The 19385-nt window shown below is 74.8% G+C and carries 15 protein-coding genes; 4 read left to right on the plus strand and 11 right to left on the minus strand.

Annotation, left to right across the window (positions count from 1 at the left end; genetic code table 11):
* Positions 1-591: 591 nt before the first annotated feature.
* From ACIBPB_RS14340 to ACIBPB_RS14360, 5 genes are all read right to left on the minus strand, one after another.
* Positions 592-3168, minus strand: coding sequence for a discoidin domain-containing protein (locus tag ACIBPB_RS14340; RefSeq protein ID WP_396840045.1), 2577 nt, complete (start codon positions 3166-3168; stop codon positions 592-594).
* A gap of 179 nt (positions 3169-3347) precedes the next feature.
* A complete protein-coding gene (locus ACIBPB_RS14345; RefSeq protein ID WP_396840046.1) occupies positions 3348-4118 on the minus strand; it encodes an SDR family oxidoreductase in 771 nt (256 codons plus the stop codon).
* 16 nt (positions 4119-4134) lie between these two features.
* Entirely contained in the window at positions 4135-4257 is a 123-nt protein-coding gene (locus tag ACIBPB_RS14350; RefSeq protein ID WP_396840047.1) for a 50S ribosomal protein L36, read from the minus strand.
* Between the two features lie 33 nt (positions 4258-4290).
* Positions 4291-6396, minus strand: coding sequence for a substrate-binding periplasmic protein (locus tag ACIBPB_RS14355; RefSeq protein ID WP_396840048.1), 2106 nt, complete (start codon positions 6394-6396; stop codon positions 4291-4293).
* 195 nt (positions 6397-6591) lie between these two features.
* On the minus strand, positions 6592-7944 hold the full coding sequence (locus ACIBPB_RS14360) for a PHB depolymerase family esterase (protein ID WP_396840049.1): 1353 nt from the start codon (positions 7942-7944) through the stop codon (positions 6592-6594).
* Positions 7945-8271: 327 nt separating this feature from the next.
* Between ACIBPB_RS14360 and ACIBPB_RS14365 the strand changes: the two genes are divergently transcribed.
* Positions 8272-9192: a 5'-3' exonuclease H3TH domain-containing protein gene (locus ACIBPB_RS14365; protein ID WP_396840050.1), complete on the plus strand. Its 921-nt coding sequence runs from the start codon at positions 8272-8274 to the stop codon at positions 9190-9192.
* 75 nt (positions 9193-9267) lie between these two features.
* Here the strand turns inward: ACIBPB_RS14365 and ACIBPB_RS14370 are convergent, their stop codons facing one another.
* Positions 9268-12069: a DEAD/DEAH box helicase gene (locus ACIBPB_RS14370; protein WP_396840052.1), complete on the minus strand. Its 2802-nt coding sequence runs from the start codon at positions 12067-12069 to the stop codon at positions 9268-9270.
* Positions 12070-12179: 110 nt separating this feature from the next.
* Between ACIBPB_RS14370 and ACIBPB_RS14375 the strand changes: the two genes are divergently transcribed.
* Positions 12180-12920 carry an HAD family hydrolase gene (locus ACIBPB_RS14375; RefSeq protein WP_396840107.1) on the plus strand — a complete coding sequence of 247 codons (741 nt, stop codon included), beginning with the start codon at positions 12180-12182 and terminating at the stop codon, positions 12918-12920.
* A gap of 10 nt (positions 12921-12930) precedes the next feature.
* Here the strand turns inward: ACIBPB_RS14375 and ACIBPB_RS14380 are convergent, their stop codons facing one another.
* Positions 12931-13665, minus strand: coding sequence for an SDR family oxidoreductase (locus ACIBPB_RS14380; RefSeq protein ID WP_396840053.1), 735 nt, complete (start codon positions 13663-13665; stop codon positions 12931-12933).
* Positions 13666-13765: 100 nt separating this feature from the next.
* Between ACIBPB_RS14380 and ACIBPB_RS14385 the strand changes: the two genes are divergently transcribed.
* Complete coding sequence (locus tag ACIBPB_RS14385) at positions 13766-14464, plus strand: TetR/AcrR family transcriptional regulator (RefSeq protein ID WP_396840054.1); 699 nt, start codon at positions 13766-13768, stop codon at positions 14462-14464.
* Positions 14465-14550: 86 nt separating this feature from the next.
* Positions 14551-15516 (plus strand): EamA family transporter, encoded by a 966-nt coding sequence (locus tag ACIBPB_RS14390; protein ID WP_396840055.1) that lies wholly within the window; start codon positions 14551-14553, stop codon positions 15514-15516.
* Here the strand turns inward: ACIBPB_RS14390 and ACIBPB_RS14395 are convergent.
* The 4 genes from ACIBPB_RS14395 to ACIBPB_RS14410 form a co-directional block, all read right to left on the minus strand.
* Positions 15479-16405, minus strand: a complete 927-nt coding sequence (locus tag ACIBPB_RS14395; protein WP_396840056.1) for a diacylglycerol kinase family protein — start codon at positions 16403-16405, stop codon at positions 15479-15481. The genes ACIBPB_RS14390 and ACIBPB_RS14395 overlap by 38 nt on opposite strands.
* 72 nt (positions 16406-16477) lie before the next feature.
* Positions 16478-16780 carry a GNAT family N-acetyltransferase gene (locus ACIBPB_RS14400; RefSeq protein WP_396840057.1) on the minus strand — a complete coding sequence of 101 codons (303 nt, stop codon included), beginning with the start codon at positions 16778-16780 and terminating at the stop codon, positions 16478-16480.
* A gap of 95 nt (positions 16781-16875) precedes the next feature.
* Positions 16876-18927 carry a glycogen debranching N-terminal domain-containing protein gene (locus ACIBPB_RS14405; protein WP_396840058.1) on the minus strand — a complete coding sequence of 684 codons (2052 nt, stop codon included), beginning with the start codon at positions 18925-18927 and terminating at the stop codon, positions 16876-16878.
* The gene (locus ACIBPB_RS14410) at positions 18924-19316 is read right to left on the minus strand and encodes an SCP2 sterol-binding domain-containing protein (protein ID WP_396840059.1); all 393 of its coding nucleotides are present in this window, start codon (positions 19314-19316) and stop codon (positions 18924-18926) included. Before ACIBPB_RS14410 ends, ACIBPB_RS14405 begins: the two co-directional genes overlap by 4 nt.
* Positions 19317-19385 lie beyond the last annotated feature (69 nt).

Genomic DNA, 19385 nt, shown 5'->3' on the forward strand with positions numbered 1-19385 from the left:
TTCGCGCTGCAACTGCGGCGCCGCCGGCCCACGGTCGCCACGGTCCTGCTGGCGCTCGCCTGCCTGGCCGGCGGCGCCGCCGGGGCCGGGGCGGTGCTGGACCGGTCCCCGGAGACCGCCACCGCCGGCCCGCTCGGGACGGGCGGCGCACCGGCCGACCGGTCCGCGCCCACGCCCCGCACCGCGCCGGCCGGCGCGACCGGCGACGGCCCGTCCGCCACGCCGTCCGGCACCGACGCGGCCGGCGGCGAGGATTCGGCGGGCGCAGGGACCGACGGCGTCCCGAAGAAGCTGGTGGACCAGACCGTGGTGCTGGCCCGGGAGGCCGCGGTGGACGTGGACCACCCCGACCAGCGGCCGGTCCCCCACCATGTCGACGGGGCGACCGGCGAGCTGGACTTCTACCACGACTGGGGGCCGGTCCGGTCGGACAGCATCCAGGTGGTGAACGCGCCCAACGTCTACGCGTACTCCGGCGGCCCGGTGGCCCGGGCGTACGCGACCTGTTCGGCGGACCTGGCCAAGTCGCCGTACGCGGCGGCGTCGCCGGGCGGCGACTTCTGCTTCCGCAGCTCACGCGGCCGGGTCGGGTCACGGATAGCTGACCAGGTTCACCGGCACCGTGGCGGTGCCCTGCGCGGTGCCGCCGGTGTCGTTGATGACGTGGGTGATCGAACCGTTGCCGCCGAGCGAGACGGTCAGCAGGTCGTGGAAGCGGACGCCGGCCGCGGTCGGCGCCTCGAACCCGTGGTATGCGGCGATGCTGGGATCGACGTTGAAGTAGCAGTAGCTGCCCATCCCCCAGCCCTCGAACGCGGTGACCGGGTTGGCCACCTTGAACGCCGCGTAGCCGACCGTCGAGCCGTTCATCCAGGCCGACGCGCTCGGCGGGTCGTACGGCAACTCGTTCTGGAAGAAGATGGTCCGGCCGTTGTTGCCGTTCCAGATCACCTCGTACCGCTGGTAGTGCTCGACGAAGAGGCCGAGCGCGGTGACGTAGTTGCCGTTGACGATCAGGCCGGTGTCGGCGGTGTTCACCGTCCAGCCGACGCCGCTGCCGTGGTCGGCCCGCCAGGCCCAGATGTGGTCGATCAGGGCGTCGTGCTGGTTCACCACCAGGCTGGTGGTGGCCTTGCCGGGGCCCGCGCCGCCGATCCGGAAGAAGACGTCCTGGATCGAGGTCGGGTTGGCGTTGTGCCGGGCGGTCGCGCCGGCCGGCCCGACCTGGAGCAGCACCGGGGAGTTGACCGGGCCGGCGTCGAAGAGCAGGCCGGCCAGCCGCACCCCGTCGACATCGGCGACCGACATGGCGGTGACCCCGTTCTGCGGGATCAGCGTCGCGAAGCCCAGACCGAGCACCACGGTGCCCGGCCGGGTCACCGCGATCGTCTCGGTCACCGGGTAGACGCCCGGCGTGAACAGCAGGTTCAGGCCCTGGGCCAGGGCCGCGTTGATGGTCGCGGTGGAGTCGCCGGGGCGGGCGACGTAGAACTGGCTCAGCGGGATCGAGGTGCCCGGGGTCGCGCCGCCCAGCCAGGAGGCGCCGGCGGCGTTGGTCCGGGTGGACGGGACGAAGACCTGGTAGGCGCCGGCCCCGTCGAGGTACAGGTACGGGATGTCCCGGCTGACCGGGGTCTGCGCGAGGGTGGTGTACGCCGGGTTCGGGAAGCTGGTGGCCGGCGCGCCGATCACCCCGGAGTTGGTCATGTTCCAGACCGCGTTGAGGTAGCCGCCGACGTTGCTGTCCCGGGTGTACCACTGCTGCTGGGAGTAGGGCTGCACGACGCCGGTGACCCGGCTGTCGGCGATGTAGCCGCCGCTGGCCCAGCCGTAGCCGTTCGGGGCGAGGTTGAGGTCGCCCTGGATGTCCATCCGGCGGAACGGCGCGGCCTGGGAGACCGCCCAGCGGGTGAACCCGGCGGACGGGAAGACCTCCAGGTTGGCCGCCGAGCGCCAGAAGTTCTGGGTGGCGTTGCCGTTGAACCAGCCCGCGTCGACCGTGATGTCGCCGTGGATGCGCACGTCGTCGGGGTTCCGGCCCAGCCCCATGATCGAGGTGTAGAAACCGATCTGCGCGTTGATCCCGGAGTAGTCGCCGGGCTTGAACATCAGCGCGTACCGCTGGGTGCCGAACTGGTTGGACTCCTGGGTGCGGAAGACCGCGTCGAGCTGGCCCTGGATGGTGGCGGCGGACATCGACGGGTCGAAGGTGATGACGTTGGGTCCGAGCGACCCGCCGCCGGGGATGGTCCCCCCTCCGGTGGTGTGCACGGCGAACTCCCACAGCGAGTAGCCCCAGGCGGTCGCCCGGGCGGTGCCGTACATCCGCACGTACCGGCCGGTGCCGCTGACGGTCAGGGTGTCGGTGCCGCCGTCGCCGGTGGTGGTGGCGTAGCCGGTGGTCCAGGCGGCGCCGTCGGTCGAGGTCTGGATCTGGTACGCCCGGCCGTACGCCGCCTCCCAGGTCAGCACGACCTGGCAGAGGGTCCGCACGCTGCCCAGGTCGACCTGGAGCCACTGCGGGTCGGCGGCGGCGCTGGACCAGCGGGTGCCGGTGTTGCCGTCGACCGCCGCCCCGGCGGGTGTGCCGGCGTTCTCGGTGGAGGAGGCGGTGGCGGGGCGGCCCTGGGCGACGTTGCCGGTGGTGTCGCAGCCGCTGCCGCCGCCAATGGTGCCGTAGACCTGGAACTCCCAGAGCGAGTAGCCGTAGGCGGTGGCCCGGGCCGTGCCGTACATCCGCACGTACCGGCCGGTGCCGCTGACGGTGAGGTCGTCGGTGCCGCCGTCACCGCTGGTGGTGGCGTAGACGGTGGTCCAGGCGGCGCCGTCGGTCGAGGTCTGGATCTGGTACGCCCGGCCGTACGCCGCCTCCCAGGTCAGCACGACCCGGGAGATGGTGGCGGTGGCGCCCAGGTCGACCTGGAGCCACTGTGGATCGGCGAAGGCGCTGGACCAGCGGGTGCCCGCGTTGCCGTCGGTGGCGTTGGTCGCGGGGTTGCCGGCGTTCTCCACCGACGAGGCGCTCGTCGGGCGGCCCTGCGACAGCAGCGGATCGGCCGCGCGGGCGGGGGTCGGTGCGAGCAGTCCGGCCGCCGTGAGCAGGGCGGTCAGGGCGGTGAGCAGGCGGTGGGCGCGGGGGCGGGGTGGGCGGGGTGGGACCGGTGACATGGGTCTCTCCGGGACGGGTGGGGAGCCGGGACGGCGGGCCCCGCGTCGGGTGACCCGCCCGTTCGGGTGGAGAGTTCCCCGGCCGGTGACGCATGTCAATGAAACCGCCGGCCCCGGCGGCCTTTTTTCGCGGCTTGTGAAAAGTCCGGAACGAAGCCCGGGCCGGCTTCCGCACGCGATCAGGTGCCGGCGTCCCAGACCTGTGCCTCGAACTCCCGCAACCGCTCCCGGAGTCCCTCCGGACGGGTGGTCCGGTACGGGTGGTGCGCGGCCGGGATGACCCGCACCATCTCGTCGACCATCTCCTGCGGATCGTCCTGGTGCGCCAGGTAGTCGCTCAGGTCCGGGCGGTCCAGCAGCGCGCTCGACCCGTCCCACCACTGGTCCATCGCCTCGACGCCGGTGTCGTTGTAGCCGGTGCGGTACGGGCCCGGGTTGATCGTGGCCACCCGGACGCCACGCGGCTCCAGCTCACCCTTCATCGCCCAGGCCAGCGCCTCGATGGCGTGTTTCGTGGCGGCGTACACGCCGACCCAGGGGCGGGTCCGGATGCCCACCGCGGACGACACCCAGATCACCTTGCCGGCGCCCCGGTCGAGCAACTGCGGGGCGAAGCCCTGGACCAGGTGCAGGTGGCCGAAGACGTTCACCTCGAAGGACCGCCGGACCCGGGACATGGGTATCTCCACCACGGCACCGGCCTCCTGCACGCCCGCGTTGAGCACCAGGATGTCCACCCGGTGCCGCAGCGCGGCGGCCCGGTCGGTCTGGTCGGTCACGTCCAGCTTGATCGCCTCGAGGGTCAACCCCTCCCGCCGCGCCTCGTCGCGCAGCGCCCGCACCTGCGGCCAGATCTCCGCCCCGGCGATCACGTGGTGCCCCGCCCGGGCCAGCCCGAGCGCGGCGCCCCGCCCCAGGCCACTGCCCGCGCCGGTGATCAGGATGTCCATCGTCCCCCGTCCGCCGTCAGCCCTGCCGGGACTTCTGCCGGGGATCGGCCTTGTTGATCACGAAAAGCTTGCCGCGCCGGCGGACCACGATCGAGCCGACCTTCCGCTTCAGTCCACGCAGGGAGCGTCGTACCTTCATCGCAGACTCACCCCGTTCCGGCTGGACTCTCGGCTACCCGCCTGGCCTACCCGTCGGGGCCGGCGTCATGCCTGCCCCCTCGTCCGGTGCCGAGGTCCGGCCGACCACACAGCGCGGGTCCTGCAACGCGGCCGGCCGTTGCCGCCGGGCGAGGGCCTTGAGCAGCGACTCGCGTACCGGCAGCCCGGCCAGGGCCGCCGAGTCGCCGGGCAGGTCGGTGAAGCTGGGACAGGAGATCCGGGACACGATGTCGGCGTTGGGCAGGATCTCCACACCGCCCAGGTCGGACAGGATCGTGGTGGTCTCCCCGTCCACCGAGACCACGTACCCGCGCACCTGACGGACCGCGGTGCCGCCGGTGGCGGTGTCCGGGTCGGCGGCGGGGGCGCCGGTCGGTGTGGCGGCCACCGGGCGGGCGACCTGGATCGCGGTGGTCGGCAGGATCGGGGTGGTCACCACCGCGTACAGCACGCCGACGGCGAGCACGGCGGCCAGCGCGCCGCCGGCCCGCACGAAGGTGGCCACGGCGGCGCGGTGCACGGTGCCCCCGCCGGCCAGCAGCAGCGCCGGCACCGGCCAGCCGGCGATCAGCACCAGCGCCGCCTCGCCCTCCCGCCACGCCGCCGCGCCGATCGCGACGGCCGGCACGGCGAGCAGCACCGCCGCCAGCGGCGTGCGCCACCGGCCGGCGGCGGCCGGCCGCACGGCGAGGTACAGCGCGAACCCCCACGCCGGTAGGAGCACCAGGGGCGTGCTGAGCGCCGCGGTGAGCACGCTCAGGCCGATCGCCCACGGGGGCGTACGCGCCGTCCACCGGGCCACCGGATGCCGCCGGCACAGCGCGCGCCGGTCCGCGGCGTCGGTGGCGCTGGCCAGCACGACCGCGCCGACGGTGCAGACCATGGCCGGCACGGCGAAGAAGATCCACACCACCGAGAGGCTCACCGTGGCCAGGAAGGTGATCGGGTTCACGCTGTCGGCCAGCATCAGCGTGAACTGCCGGTCGCCGCCGGACTGGATCCACAGGTACAAGGCGGACACCGCCACCGGCACGCCCAGCAGCAGGGACCAGGCCGGCGAGCGGTCGACCACGGTGGTGCCGGCCGGGTGCTCCGGCGGGTCCGCGACCGGACGCCTCGGCGGCCACGGCCGGCGGGGCGGCGCGGCTCCGCGGCCCCGGCGCGCCGGGCGCCGTCGCCGCGCCGGTGTGCTGGCGGCGGGCGCGACGACGGGCGGCAGCACCGCCGCGCCGGCCACCGGCTCGCCGTCGTCGGCGCCGCGCAGCAACGTCCCTTCCGGGCGCGGCTGGCCCCGGGTGTAACCGGCCGGTACGAGGGTGCGGTCCGCGACCCGTTGCCAGGCGCCGGCCTCCCCCTTGCCGAAGCTGGCCAGCAGGAAGGAGTCGACGAGCGCCCGGAGGTAGCGGTCGCCGGGGGTGACCCCGATCCCGTAGCGCTGCTCTGGCAGCCCAGCGCCGAGCGGGAAGACGTGCAGTGCCCCGCCGACGGGATAGGCCTGACCACGCAGGGTGATCTCGTCGCCGACGGTGGCGTCGACCCGGCCGGCGCGCACGTCGTCCACGCAGTCGCGCTGGCCGCGCCGGTGGGTCAGGGTCACCCGGCGGCCGGTGAGCAGGTCGTCCACCGTGGAACCCTCGACCGTGCAGACCCGGGCGCCGGCCAGCCGGCCCGACCAGGAGCGCTGGGCGAGCGCGACGATGTCGCCGGTCAGGTACGGGCCGGCGAAGTCGATGGTCCGGCGCCGCTCGGCGGTCATCAGCAGGCCGGCGAACACGACGTCGACCCGGCGCTCGACCAGCGCGCGCAGCCGCTCCTGCGGGGCCAGCGGCACGTAGAACGGCTGGATACCCAGGGACCGGGCCAGGGCGGCGGCCAGTTCGACGTCGAAGCCGACCCGCCGACCGCGGGAGTCGACGCTGCCGAGCAGCGGCTGGTCGCCGAACACCCCGACCCGCAGGTCGCGGTGGGCCACCGGGGTGCGGCTGAGGAAGTCCGCCACGGTGGCGCTCCGCTGGCCGCCGAGGCTGAGCGCCAGCACCGAGGCGGCGACCAGGGCGAGGCTGACGAAGAGGCTCCAGCCCCGGGCGGCGGGGCGGGGCTGGCGAGTGGTGAGCACCATGGTCCATCCGGCTCGTCGGCGACGATGCCCCGAGCCCGCCGACCACCGCCGGTGAGCGGGGGACGACCGTCGGTCAACACCACCGATGAGTTGATCAGGACCGCGGTCGCCGGCGCATCCGCCACACCGGCAGGGCGGGTGTCACCAACCCGACGGTCGCCGGGCGCCCGCGGGGCGCCCGGCGACCGTGGCCGGTCAGGCGATCGCGCAGGGCGTGCCGTTGAGGGTGAACGAGGTGGGTTTGCCGGGGTTACCGGTGTGGGTGGCCTGGAATCCGATGCTGACCGACCCGTTGGCCGGAATGGTGGCGTTGTAGGAGACGTTGCGGGCCGTCACCGCGCCGCTGGCCGGCGCGTACGTGGCGTTCCAGCCCCCGGTGATGGTCTGCCCCGCGGGCAGGGTGAACGCCAGGCTCCAGCCGTTGACCGGGGTGGCCGAGGTGTTGGTGATCGTCACGTCCGTGGTGAGACCGGTGTTCCAGGCGTTGACGGTGTACCCGACCCGGCACCCGCTCGTCGGCGGCGGCGTGGTGGGCGGTGGCGTCGTCGGCGACGGCGTGGTCGGGGGTGGCGTGGTCGGGGGCGGAGTCGTCGGCGGCGGCGTGGTGGGCGGCGGCGTCGTCGGGGTGCTGCCGTCGAGGCCGAAGAAGCGGATCGCCTGCGCGGCGTCGACCGGCAGGTTGTGCGTCACGCCCTGCATGCTGATCGCCTCGACCGGCGCGGTGCCGCCGCTGCCGCCGTAGCGGGTGCGGGTGTAGCCGGACTGTGGACTGTCGGTGTACGTGGGGGTCTGGCTCAGGCCCTGCACGTTGGTCCACTGCTTGATCTCTTCGCCGAAGTTCGGGTAGCGCAGCGTCTCGTCGTTGGTCCCGTGCCACAGCTGCATCCGGGGCCGCCGGCCGTTGTACCCCGGGTACGCGTTGCGGACCAGGTCGCCCCACTGCTGGGCGGTCTTGATGACCTGACCGTTGGCGCACTCGCTGTTCCACTCGGAACCGTTGGTGGTGGCGAAGCAGCCGAACGGCACCCCGGCGAAGGCCGCCCCGGCGCTGAACACGTCCGGGTAGAGACCGAGCATCACGTTGGTCATCATGGCCCCGGACGAGGTGCCGGTGGCGAAGATCCGGTTCGGGTCCACGTTGTAGCGCTGCCGGACGTAGCTGACCATCGAGTTGATGCCGACCGGGTCGCTGCCGCCGTCGCGGCGCAGCGCCTGCGGGGACGAGACGTCGAAGCACTGGCTGCTGCGGGTCACCGACGGGTAGACCACGATGTAGCCGTACCGGTCGGCCAGCGAGGCGAACTGGGTGCCGGAGTACATCGCCGGTCCGGAACCGGTGCAGTAGTGGATGACCACCACGAGGGCGGGCTGCGGCGCGACCCGGTCCGGCACGTAGAGGTACATCCGCAGGTTGCTCGGGTTGGTGCCGAAGTTGGTCACCTCGGTCAGGGCGGCCGCCGAGGCGGGGCCGGGAGCGGCGAGGGCCGCCAGCGCGGCCAGCCCGGCGGCGACGAGGGCCGCGCCGAGCAGTCTGATCCTGTGTCTCACGGGAGGGTCCTTCCGGGATCTCCTGACGTGGTGGGACGCCGCGCAGGGATGCCCTGTCACCTGCGCGCTCGCCGGCGAGGCGCCACGACGACGGCCCGGACCCTCGGGACGAGATAGACAACCACGGATCTAGTTGCCCGGCTCGGAGTCTAGGCCGCCGCACCCGGGACCACCAAGAACTTCCGGACTGTTTTTCGGAAAACCTTCCGGAAATCGATCCGACCTGCGCATTCGGCGAGCTGGCCGAGCGGGAGCGCGTTTCGGCCGGCTGACCGGGCGCTCTCCCGCCTCCCCCAACCCGTCGGAGGGCTGTGCCAGGCTGTCGAGGTGGCCCACCAACCCCCGATCCTGTTGATCGACTCCCCCAGCCTCTACTTCCGCGCCTACTTCGGCATCCCGGAGTCGGCGGCAAGGACCGACGACGGCCAGCCGGTCAACGCCGTCCGCGGCTTCCTCGACATGCTCGCCCAGCTCGTCCGCACCCGCCGGCCGGACCGGATGCTCTGCGCGCTCGACTACGACTGGCGGCCGGCGTGGCGGGTCGAGCTGCTGCCGACGTACAAGGCGCACCGGGTCGCGCCGGAGGGCGGCGAGGTGGTGCCCGACACCCTCTCCCCCCAGGTGCCGATGATCCTCGAGGTGCTCGACGCGCTCGGCATCACCGCGGTCGGCGCGACCGGCTACGAGGCGGACGACGTGCTCGGCACCCTGTCGGTGACCCAGCCCGGCCCGGTGGAGGTGGTCTCCGGCGACCGGGACCTGTTCCAGCTGGTCGACGACGCCCGCCAGGTGCGGCTGCTCTACATCGGACGCGGCGTGTCCAAGCTCGACGACTGCGACGACGCCGCGGTCCGGGCCCGCTACGGGGTCCCCGCCGACCGGTACGCCGACTTCGCCGCCCTGCGCGGCGACCCCAGCGACGGGCTGCCCGGGGTGCCCGGGGTCGGCGAAAAGACGGCCGCCCGGCTGATCGAGCGGTACGGCGGGCTGGACGGGATCCTCGCCGCCCTGGACGACGGCGAGAGCGGCTTCGCCCCCGGGCTGCGCGCCAAGCTGGCCGCCGCGCGCGACTACCTGGCCGTGGCGCCGAAGGTGGTGCGGGTCGCCACCGACGTGCCGCTGCCGGCGCTGCGCACCGCGCTGCCGGCCGCCCCGGCCGACCCGGACCGGCTGCTGGAGCTGGCGCAGCGGTGGAACCTCGCCGGCTCGTGCCGGCGGCTGGTGGACGCCCTCGCCGACCGCGGCTGACCACCCGCCGAGCAGCACCGACGCCACGACCGTGGCTGGCGGCTGCGCCACCTGCCGCCCGGTCGGCGGTGACGGTCAGGCGACGGCGTGGTAGGCCAGCACGCCCCGGTTGACCGCCGCGATCGCCTGCCGGGCGGTGCCGCGCAGCTCCGCCGACGCGCCCCCGGAGTCGGCCAGTTGGCCGAGCAGGTCGACGACCTGCCGGGCCCAGCGGACGAAGTCCCCGGCCGGCATCTCCCCGTCGATCTGGTGGCCGCTGGCCAGCACCTTGGCGAGGGCCTCCCCCCGCGCCCAGCGGTAGATCGGCCAGGCGAAGCCGAGGTCCGGCTCGCGGGTGACGGCCAGCCCCCGGGCGGCCTCGTCGGCCTCGATGTCGCCCCACAGCTTCAACGTCTCGTCGACCGCGTCGCCGACCGCGCCGCGCGGCAGGGAGGCCCGTTCGTCGACGTCCCGGCGGGCCTCGAAGACCACCACGGAGACCGCGGCGGCCAGCTCGGCCGGGGAGAGCCCGTCCCAGACCCCGCGGCGCAGGCACTCGGCGACCAGCAGGTCGGCCTCGGTCCAGATCCGGCCCAGCATCCGGCCCGCGTCGGTCACCTCGCCGGCGGCGGAGAGGTAGCCGCGCGCGGTCAGCAGCGCCACGATCCGGTCGAACGTCCGGGCCAGCGAGCCGGTCCGGCCGGCGACCCGCTGACGCAGCTCCTCGGTGTCGCGCTCCAGGCGGCGGCGCCGCTCCGCCCAGCGGGCGTGCTCCTCCCGGTCCGGGCAGGCGTGGCAGGGGTGGGCGCGCAGCTCGGCGCGGAGCTGGCTGAGCCGGTGGTCCTCGCCGACGGCCTGCCGGGACCGCCCGCCCCGCCGCCCGCCGTGCCGGTCCAGCCCGGTGCCGCTGACCGCCGCGGCCAGGTCGCGCCGGGCCGCCGGGGAGCGGTGGTTGAAGTGCTTGGGCACCCGGATCCGGGTGAGCACCTCGGCGGGGCTGGTGAAGTCGCCGGGGCTGACCCGGCCGGCCCAGCGGTCCTGGGTGAGCACCAGCGGACGCGGCTCGCCGAAGCCGCCGGTTGCCGGGTCGAGCACCACGGCCAGGCCGGCGCGCCGGCCCGACGGCACCCGGATCACGTCACCGACCCGCAGCCGCTCCAGCGAGGCGACGGCCGCCGCCTTGCGCTGGCTCTGCCCCTGCCGGGCGATGGCGCGCTCCCGGTCGGCGATGGCCACCCGCAGCCCGAAGTACTCGTCGAAGTCGCCGTGGTGGCAGGCCGCCTCCGCGCCGTACGCGTCGATGGTCTCGGTGTTGCGCTGCACCTGCCGGGCCAGGCCGACCACCGACCGGTCCGCCTGGAACTGGGCGAAGGAGGACTCCAGCAGCGCCCGGGCCGGCTCCGCGCCGACCGTGCCGACCAGGTTGACCGCCATGTTGTACGACGGGCGGAAGCTGGACCGCAGCGGGTAGGTCCGGGTGGAGGCGAGGCCGGCCACGTGCCGGGGGTCGGTCTCCGGCGACCAGACCACCACCGCGTGCCCCTCCACGTCGATGCCGCGCCGGCCGGCCCGGCCGGTGAGCTGGGTGTATTCCCCCGGGGTGAGGTCGACGTGCGCCTCGCCGTTGAACTTGACCAGGCGCTCCAGCACCACGCAGCGGGCCGGCATGTTGATGCCCAGCGCCAGGGTCTCGGTGGCGAAGACCGCCTTGACCAGGCCGCGGACGAACAGCTCCTCGACGACCTCCTTGAACGCCGGCAGCATGCCGGCGTGGTGGGACGCCAGGCCGCGCTCCAGCCCGTCGAGCCACTCCCAGTAGCCGAGCACGGAGAGGTCCTCGCCGGGGATGGCGGTGATCCGGGCCTCGACCACCCGGCGGATCTCGGCGCGCTCCTCGGGTGAGGTCAGCCGTAGCCCGGCGGCGAGGCACTGCTGCACGGCCGCGTCGCAGCCGGCCCGGCTGAAGATGAACAGGATCGCCGGGAGCAGGCCCTCCCGGTCGAGCCGGTCGACGATGTCCGGGCGCATCGGGCCGCGCCAGCGCGGGCCGCGCCGGCCGCCGCCGGGGCCGGCGCTGCGCCCCTCCCCCAACTCCAGCCGGCGCACCGTGTCCCGGGTGTAGCGCAGCAGCTCCGGGTGCACGTCGTGCTTGCGCGCGGCGTCGGCGTCGTGGAACAGGTCGAACATCCGCCTGCCGACCAGCATGTGCTGCCACAGCGGCACCGGCCGGTGCTCGCTGACCACCACGGCGGTCTCGCCGCGGACGGTGACCAGCCAGTCGGCGAACTCCTCGGCGTTGGAGACGGTGGCGGAGAGCGAGACCAGGGTGACCGAGGCGGGCAGGTGGATGATCACCTCTTCCCAGACCCCGCCGCGGAACCGGTCGGCGAGGTAGTGCACCTCGTCCATCACCACGTACGCCAGGCCCTTGAGGGTGGCCGAGCCGGCGTAGAGCATGTTGCGCAGCACCTCGGTGGTCATCACCACCACCGGCGCGTCGCCGTTGATCGCGTTGTCGCCGGTGAGCAGGCCGACCTGCTCGGCGCCGTAGCGGTCGATCAGGTCGTGGTACTTCTGGTTGGACAGCGCCTTGATCGGCGTGGTGTAGAAGCACTTGCGCCGGGTGGTCGCCCCCTCGCCTCCGTCGGCAGCCGCCGCCGCGCCGGGGCCGCCCCGCAGGGCGAGGTGTACGGCGAACTCGCCGACCACCGTCTTGCCGGCGCCGGTGGGGGCGCAGACCAGCACGCCGCTGCCGCGCTCCAGCGCCTCGCACGCCTCCCGCTGGAAGTCGTCGAGGTCGAACCCCAGATCGCGGGCGAACTCGTCCAGGGCCGGGAAGGCGGAGGCCTGCGCGGCCCGGCGGCGCGCCGCGGCGTACCGCTCGGCGGGGCTCGACATGTCGTCAAGATTAATCGGTGCCGCCGACGACCACCGGTCAAGGCCGTCCGGCAGGCCGGTCGGAGCGGGTCGGTAGGGTGCACGACGTGCCGGACCATGCCGAACCGCCCATCGCCTCGAGCGGCGCCGACGACGCCGACCGCCCGAGCCCGTCCCGCCGGCCGGTGGCGGCGGTGCTCCTCGACTTCCACGGCACCCTCGCCCAGGTGGAGGACCCCCTGGACTGGGTGTTGGCCGCCGCCGGGTCCTGCGGGGTGGAGCTGGACCGGGCGCGGGCCACGTCGCTGGCGGACCGGCTGCTCACCGCCGGCCGGGCGGGTGGCCCGCTGCCCGCCCGGGTGCCGCCCCGGCTGGCCGAGCTGTGGGCCGACCGTGACCTCTACCCGCACGCCCACCGGGCTGCCTTCACCGGGCTGGCGGAGACCGTCGACGCGGGCATCGAGGGCTTCGCCGACGCGCTCTACGACCGGCTGCTGGTGCCCGAGGGCTGGGTGCCGTACCCGGACACCGAGGCGGTGCTGAAGGCGCTGCGGCAGGGCGACGTGAAGGTCGGCGTGGTCAGCAACATCGGCTTCGACATCCGGCCCCTCTTCGCCGCCTGGGGGCTGGACGGGCTGGTCGACGCGTACGCGCTGTCCTACGAGGTCGGGCGCTGCAAGCCGGACCCGGGGATCTTCCTGCGGGCGTGCGGGATGCTCGGGGTGGACCCGGAGCAGACGCTGATGGTGGGCGACACGCCGGCCGACGCGGGCGCGGTACGGGCCGGCTGCGCGGTGCTGGTGCTGCCCTGCGCCGACGCCGGCCGCCCCAACGGGCTCGGCGGGGTGCTCGACCTCGCGCTGCGCGGCTGACCGGTCCGGCTCAGGCGGCGCCCCCGTTCGCGTAGACGGTCTGGCCGTTCACCCAGCGGCCGGGGCCGGCCAGGAACGCGACCACCTCGGCCAGGTCCTCGGGCGTGCCCAGCCGCTCCATCGGGTTCGCCATCGCCGTCCGCTCGATGGTGGCGGCGTCCTTGCCGTTGAGGAAGAGCTCGGTGCTGGTCGGTCCCGGCGCGACGGTGTTCACCGTGATGTCCCGGCCGCGCAGCTCGCGGGCGAGGACCAGGGCGATCGCCTCGACGGCGGCCTTGGACGCCACGTACCCGGCGTAGGTGGGCGCCTTGAGGCGGGTGACCGAGGTGGAGACGTTGACGATCGCCCCGCCGGCGCGTACCCGGCGGGCGGCCTGCTGGTTGACCACGAAGGTGCCCCGCACGTTGGTGCGGTGCATCCGTTCCAGCTCGGCGAGGTCCAGCTCGGCAACCGGGGCGAGGACCATGACCCCGGCACAGTTGACCACCACGTCGACGCCGCCGTACTCGTGCTCGGCGCGGTCGAAGAGGCGCTGGACGTCGGCCTCCTCGGCCACGTCGCCGCGGACCGCCACGGCCCGGCCGCCGGCCGCCCGGATCGCCTCGACGGTCTGCTCGGCCGCCGCCTCGTTTCCGGCGTAGCCGACCACCACGGCCTGTCCGGCGCGGGCCAGCCGCTGGGCCACCGCCCGCCCGATGCCGCGCGAGCCACCGGTGACGATCGCGACCCTGAGCTGCTCGTTCATGTCCTACCTCCGGCCTGGTATCGGTGATAACGCCATCACGATATCCGGGATAACGGAACGCCGCTAACATGACCTGCATAACACGGCTATCGTGGCCAGGGTGGAGAACTCGTCCCGCGACCGCATCGTCCGCGCCGCCGCGCGGCTGCTGGCCGAGAGCGGCCGGGAGGCGGTGACCACCCGCGCCGTCAGCCGGGCGGCCGGGGTGCAGGCGCCGACCATCTACCGGCAGTTCGGCGACATGCGGGGCCTGCTCGACGCCGCCGCCAGCTACGGCTTCGCCACCTACCTGCACGCCCAGTCGAACCGCGAGCCGGCCGCCGACCCGGTGGACGACCTGCGACACGGCTGGGACCTGCACGTCGAGTTCGGGCTCGCCAACCCCGCCTTCTACACCCTCATGTACGGCGACCCCCGCCCCGGTCTGCTGCCCACCGCCGCGCGGGTGGCCGGCGACATCGTCCGCCAGCTCGTCATCCGGGTGGCCGAGGTGGGCCGGCTGCGCGTCACCGTCGAGCGGGCCGCCGGCATGCTCCACGCCGCCGCCCGGGGAGTCACCCTCAGCCTCATCGAGACCCCGCCGGCGGACCGCGACGCCACCCTCGCCGTCGCCACCCGGGAAGCCGTCCTCGCCGCCGTCTGCACGGACGGCACCGAGGGTCACGCCACCGCCGGCGCGGTCCGGCACGCGGTCGCGCTGCGGACCGCCCTGCCGACGCTCGGCGCCGAGCTCAGCCCCGCCGAGCGGGCCCTGCTCGGCGAATGGCTGGACCGGCTGGCCGGCGCCCGGCCCGCCTGACCACCCGCGGCGCCCGGCGCGGACCCGCCTGACGACCCGCGGTCCCGCCGCCGGCGCCGCTGGCAGGAACGGATAGCGTCAGGGGCATGCCGGCCGACCGCCCCTTTCGCCCGCGCCCGCCGGGCCGCCTCTCGACCAGCCGGGCGGGCGCGGTCGGGCTGGTGCTCGGCGGGGCGCTGTCGGTGCAGTTCGGGTCGGCGGTCGCCGCGCTGATCTTCCCGCGGACCGGGGTGGCCGGGGCGGTGACCCTGCGCCTGGCCATCGGCGCGGTGCTGATGCTGGCGGTGTGCCGGCCGCGGCTGCGCGGCCACGGTCGGGCCGACTGGGCCGCCGTGGTCGCCTTCGGGCTGGCCCTGGCCGGCATGAACTCGATCTTCTACCAGGCCATCGAGCGGATCCCGCTCGGCCCGGCGGTCACCCTGGAGGTGCTCGGGCCGCTGGCGCTGTCGGTGGTCACCGCCCGGCGGCTCGCCGCCTGGTGCTGGGCCGCGCTGGCCCTGGCCGGGGTGGCCCTGCTCGGCCAGGGCGGGTTCGACCGGCTCGACCCGTTCGGGGCCGGGCTGGCGCTCGGCGCGGGGGCGCTGTGGGCGGCGTACATCATCTGCTCCGCCCGGGTCGGCGGGCGCTTCCCGCGCGCCGACGGGCTCGCCCTGGCGCTGGGCGTGGCCGCCCTGGTCACCCTGCCGTTCGGGCTGGTCGGGGCCGGCGGGAGGCTCTGGCACCCGGCGGTGCTGGGGCTCGGCACCGGCCTGGCCCTGCTCGCCTCGGTGCTGCCGTACACCCTGGAGCTGCTGGCGCTGCGGCGGCTGCCCACCGCGACGTTCGCGGTGCTGATGAGCCTCGGCCCGGCGATCGCCGCGCTGGCCGGCTGGTCCGTGCTCGGCCAGGCGCTGCACCCGGTGGAGGTGCTGGCCATCGGCCTGGTGATCGCGGCGAGCATCGGCGCGGTCCGGGCCGGCGCGCCCGCCCCGGCGCCGCCCGACACCCCGCCCGACCCGGACCGGGAGATCGCGCTCAGCGCAGCAGTCGCAGCGCCGCCGGCACGGCGCTGATCCGCACCGGCAGCTCCAGCGCCCGCTCCCCGTCGACGTAGGTGGTGATGCCCGCCGCGTCCACCTCCACGGTGCGGGCCCGGAACGTGCGCACCAACGGGTGGGTGACGTGGGTGCCCTGATAGATGCGGGGCTTGACCCGCATCAGGGTGAGCCGGTCGAACCGGCCGCCGACCACCACGTCCAGCAGCCCGTCGGTCGGGTCGGCGTCCGGGCAGATCCGCATGCCGCCGCCGTAACTGGCCGCGTTGCCGACCGCCACCAGCACCGCGTCCAGCTCGTGCGTCACCCCGTCGAGGGTCAGCCGGTAGCGGCGCGGCCGCAGCCGGGCCAGCTCCACCAGGATCGCCAGGTCGTACCGGCGGGGACCGCGCGGCCAGCGCATCCGGTTGGCCCGCTCGTTGACGATCGCGTCGAACCCGGCCGCCAGCACCGCCCCGTACCAGCGGTCGGCACCGTCGACGCCGGCCACCCGGGCCAGGTCGACCGGGCGGCTCCGGCCCGCGCGCAACGCGCCGGCGATCACCTCGACGGCGTCGAGCGGGTCGGCCGGGAACCCGGTGTCGACCGCGAAGTCGTTGCCCGTGCCGGCCGGGACCGGGCCGAACGGGACCGCCGTGCCGGCGACCGCCTGCACCGCCCGGTGCACCGTGCCGTCCCCGCCCACCGCGACGAGCGCGCCGGCGCCCTCGGCGACCGCCGCGTGGCAGGCCGCCTCGGCCTCCGCCGGGCCGGTCGCCTCCAGCAGCCGGACCGGGCGGCCGGCGTCAGCCAGCCGGTCCAGCAGGCGGGGCAGCAGGCCACGGTGCCGGCCCCGCCCGGCGGTCGGGTTGGCGAGCACGGCGACGGGGCCGGCCGGGACATGATCGTGCGCGGTCACGGCGAGCACCGTACGGCACGGGCCGCCCCGCTCACCAGATGGCGCGGACCCCCGAACCGGCGCCCGGCGAGCCGCCCCGGGTCACTTGGCCCGGCGGGTCGACCGGGCCACGATCCCGTCGTACTCGGGGTGCTTCTCCAACCACCCGCTGAGGAAGGGGCAGATCGGCACCACCGTGCGCCCCCGCTCCCGGGCGTCGTCCATCACGGCGCGGGCGAGGGTCGATCCGACACCCTGGCCCTCGAACGCCGGGTCGACCTCGGTGTGCGTGTAGGCGATGATCGTGCCGGTCAGCTGGTAGGTGACGAACCCGGCCGTCGTCCCGCTCTCGTCCCGTGCCTCGAACCGCTCCCGCTCCGGCACGTCTGTCACCGTCAACCGCATGCCGCCATCCAATCACGGACCGGGCCGGGCCCGACGACGGCGGGCACCGAACGTGACGAGCACCGCCGGCACCCCGGGCCGCGGCCCGGTACCGCTCACCGCCCGTCCCGGGCCAGTCCGCTGCCGATCACGTCGATGCGGCCCCAGCGGCCGGGTACGTCGAGCAGTTCCACCCGGCCGAACCGGGCCGGCACCCGGGGAGCCATCAGCAGGTGCCGCCCGGCCGGCTCCAACCCGAGCACGGCCCGCAGCAGCAGGAACGGCGCGCCGGTCGCCATCGCCTGCGGGCTGTTGGCGGTCGGACAGCGCACCGGGTAGTCGGTCAGGTCCCGGTCGTAGCCGGCGAACGAGCCCGGCAGCCGGCCCCGGAAGTGCCCGGCCACGGCGATGATCCCCTCGGCGATCCGGCCGGCCTCCTCGGTGAAGCCGTACCGGCGCAGACCCCAGGCGATCAGCGCGTTGTCGAACGGCCACACCGCGCCCAGGTGGTGGCTGAGCGGGTTGTACCGGGCCTGCCCGGTGGCCAGCGTGCGCACCCCCCAACCGGAGAAGAGCTCCGGGCCCATCAGGTGGGCGGCCACCCGGGCCGCCCGCGACTGCGGCACGATGCCGCTCCACAGCAGGTGCCCCATGTTCGACGCGAGCGCGTCGACCTGCTCGCCGGCACCGTCCAGGGCCAGCGCGTAGTGACCCCGGTCGGCGATCCAGAAGTCCCGGTTGAACCGGTCCCGCAGCGCCGCGGCCTGCCGCTCGAGTTCGTCGGCGTAGCCGGGGTCGTGCCAGAACTCCCGGGCCAGCCGGGCCCCGCGCAGCTTCGCGTCGTACGCGTACCCCTGCAGCTCGCAGGTCGCCACCGGGGGCTCGGCCAGCCGGCCGTCGGCGTGGCAGATCGCCTCCGGCGAGTCCTTCCAGCCCTGGTTGTCGCACCCGGTCCGCTGGTTGCGCCGCCGGTACCGCAGGTAGCCGTCGCCGAGCAGGTCGCCGTACTCGTCGATCCAGCGCAGCGCGGCGCGCGCCTCGTCCTCGAAATCGCGGACCAGGTCCGCGTCGCCGGTCCACCGCTCGTACTCGTCGAGCAGGATCACGTACAGCGGGGTGGTGTCGGCGCTGCCGAAGTACGGGGACTCCGGGTGCTCCTCGAAGGCCACCGTCTCGCCGTAGCGGAACTCGCGCAGGATCTTGCCGGGCTCCTCGTCCCGGAAGTCGTCGCGCACGGAGCCCTGGTCGATGCCGAGCATCCGCAGCGTCGCGGCGGCCAGTTCGGGCGCCACCGGCAGCGCCTCGAAGCTGGTCACGATGCTGTCCCGGCCGGTGATGGTGGCCGCCCAGGGCAGCCCGGCGGCCGGGATGACCTGGTCCGGCAGGGTCAGCGGCGAGTAGCGCAGCGCCGCGAGGTCCACCAGGCTGCGCCGGTAGGCGCTCGCCACCGCGTCCCATTCGCAGCTCAGCGTGGGCGCCCGGGCCAGCCACGCGTGCAGGTCCTCCTGCCGCTGCGCGACGGTGCGGCGGGGCGGCCGGTCCAGCAGGTCCCGCACGTCCCGGCCGTCCGGGCCGAGCACCAGCGCCTCCACCCGCAGGCTCGTGGTCCAGGTCTCCTTCGGCCCCAGCCGCAGGGCGTACGTGAGGCCCTGCTCGTCGACCCCGACCGGCTCGCTGCTGGACACCAGCGTCTCGCGCCGGAACCGCTCGCGCAGGTAGCCGAGGCGCAGCCGGCCGTCCTCGACCTGCCGGTAGAACCGGCCCGCCGGGGCGCGCTCGTGCCCGACCGACAGCAGCGGGGCGAAGTCGCTGGCCACGTCGAGCCGGACGGTGAGGTCCACCGGCTCGTGGTGATGGTTGATCACGGTGAGCCGCTCCACGAAGGCGCCGCCGGTGATCGTGCGCTCGCGGATCACCGAGGACCGGGCGTCCACGTAGTGCGTCGGCCGCCCCGGTACCAGGAAGAAGCGGAGCATGACGTGGTCCCGCTCGGCGATGGAGAGCGGGTGCAGCCCTTCGCCGTTGAGGCTGAGCCGCCACCGGGACAGGAAGCGGGTGTCGAAGTCGAAGAAGCCGCACGGGTTGGCGACGGTCGCCTCGAGGTCACCGTTGTCCTCGCTGAGCACGAAGATGTTGCCGTCCAGCACCCGGACCAGGTTGTCCGTCATTCCGCCGCCCCGGTCGTGTCACCGGCCCGCCCCGGTAGCCGGGCACCCGGTCGCCCGGGGCCCGCCGGCGGCGGGAAGAGCCGCGCCAGCAGCACCACGAAGCGGAACCGGCCCTCCGCGGTGAAGTCGTTGCGCATCCAGGCGGTGAGCGGCCGGGCCTCGCCGCGCGCCATCCGGTCGAAGACGTCGCGGTCGCTGCGGATCACCGTGTCGGCCGGCTGCTCCCGCCGGCTCACCGCGATCCGGCCGTCGGCGATCGTCAGGTGCCAGTGCTCGACCGCGTCGCCCCCGGTCAGCTCGAAGCGGATCGTGCCGGCCGTGCGCCGGTGCAGCCGTCCCGGGGCCTGCCCGGCGAGCGACGTGAAGAACGCCTCGATCGGATCAGACACCGCACCCGCCTCTCGAGCAGGGACGTCACCCTGCCGGCCCGGGCGATCCGCCGGAGATGCCCGGGTCCG

The organism is Micromonospora sp. NPDC049836 (assembly GCF_044465125.1).
Taxonomy (GTDB): domain Bacteria; phylum Actinomycetota; class Actinomycetes; order Mycobacteriales; family Micromonosporaceae; genus Micromonospora.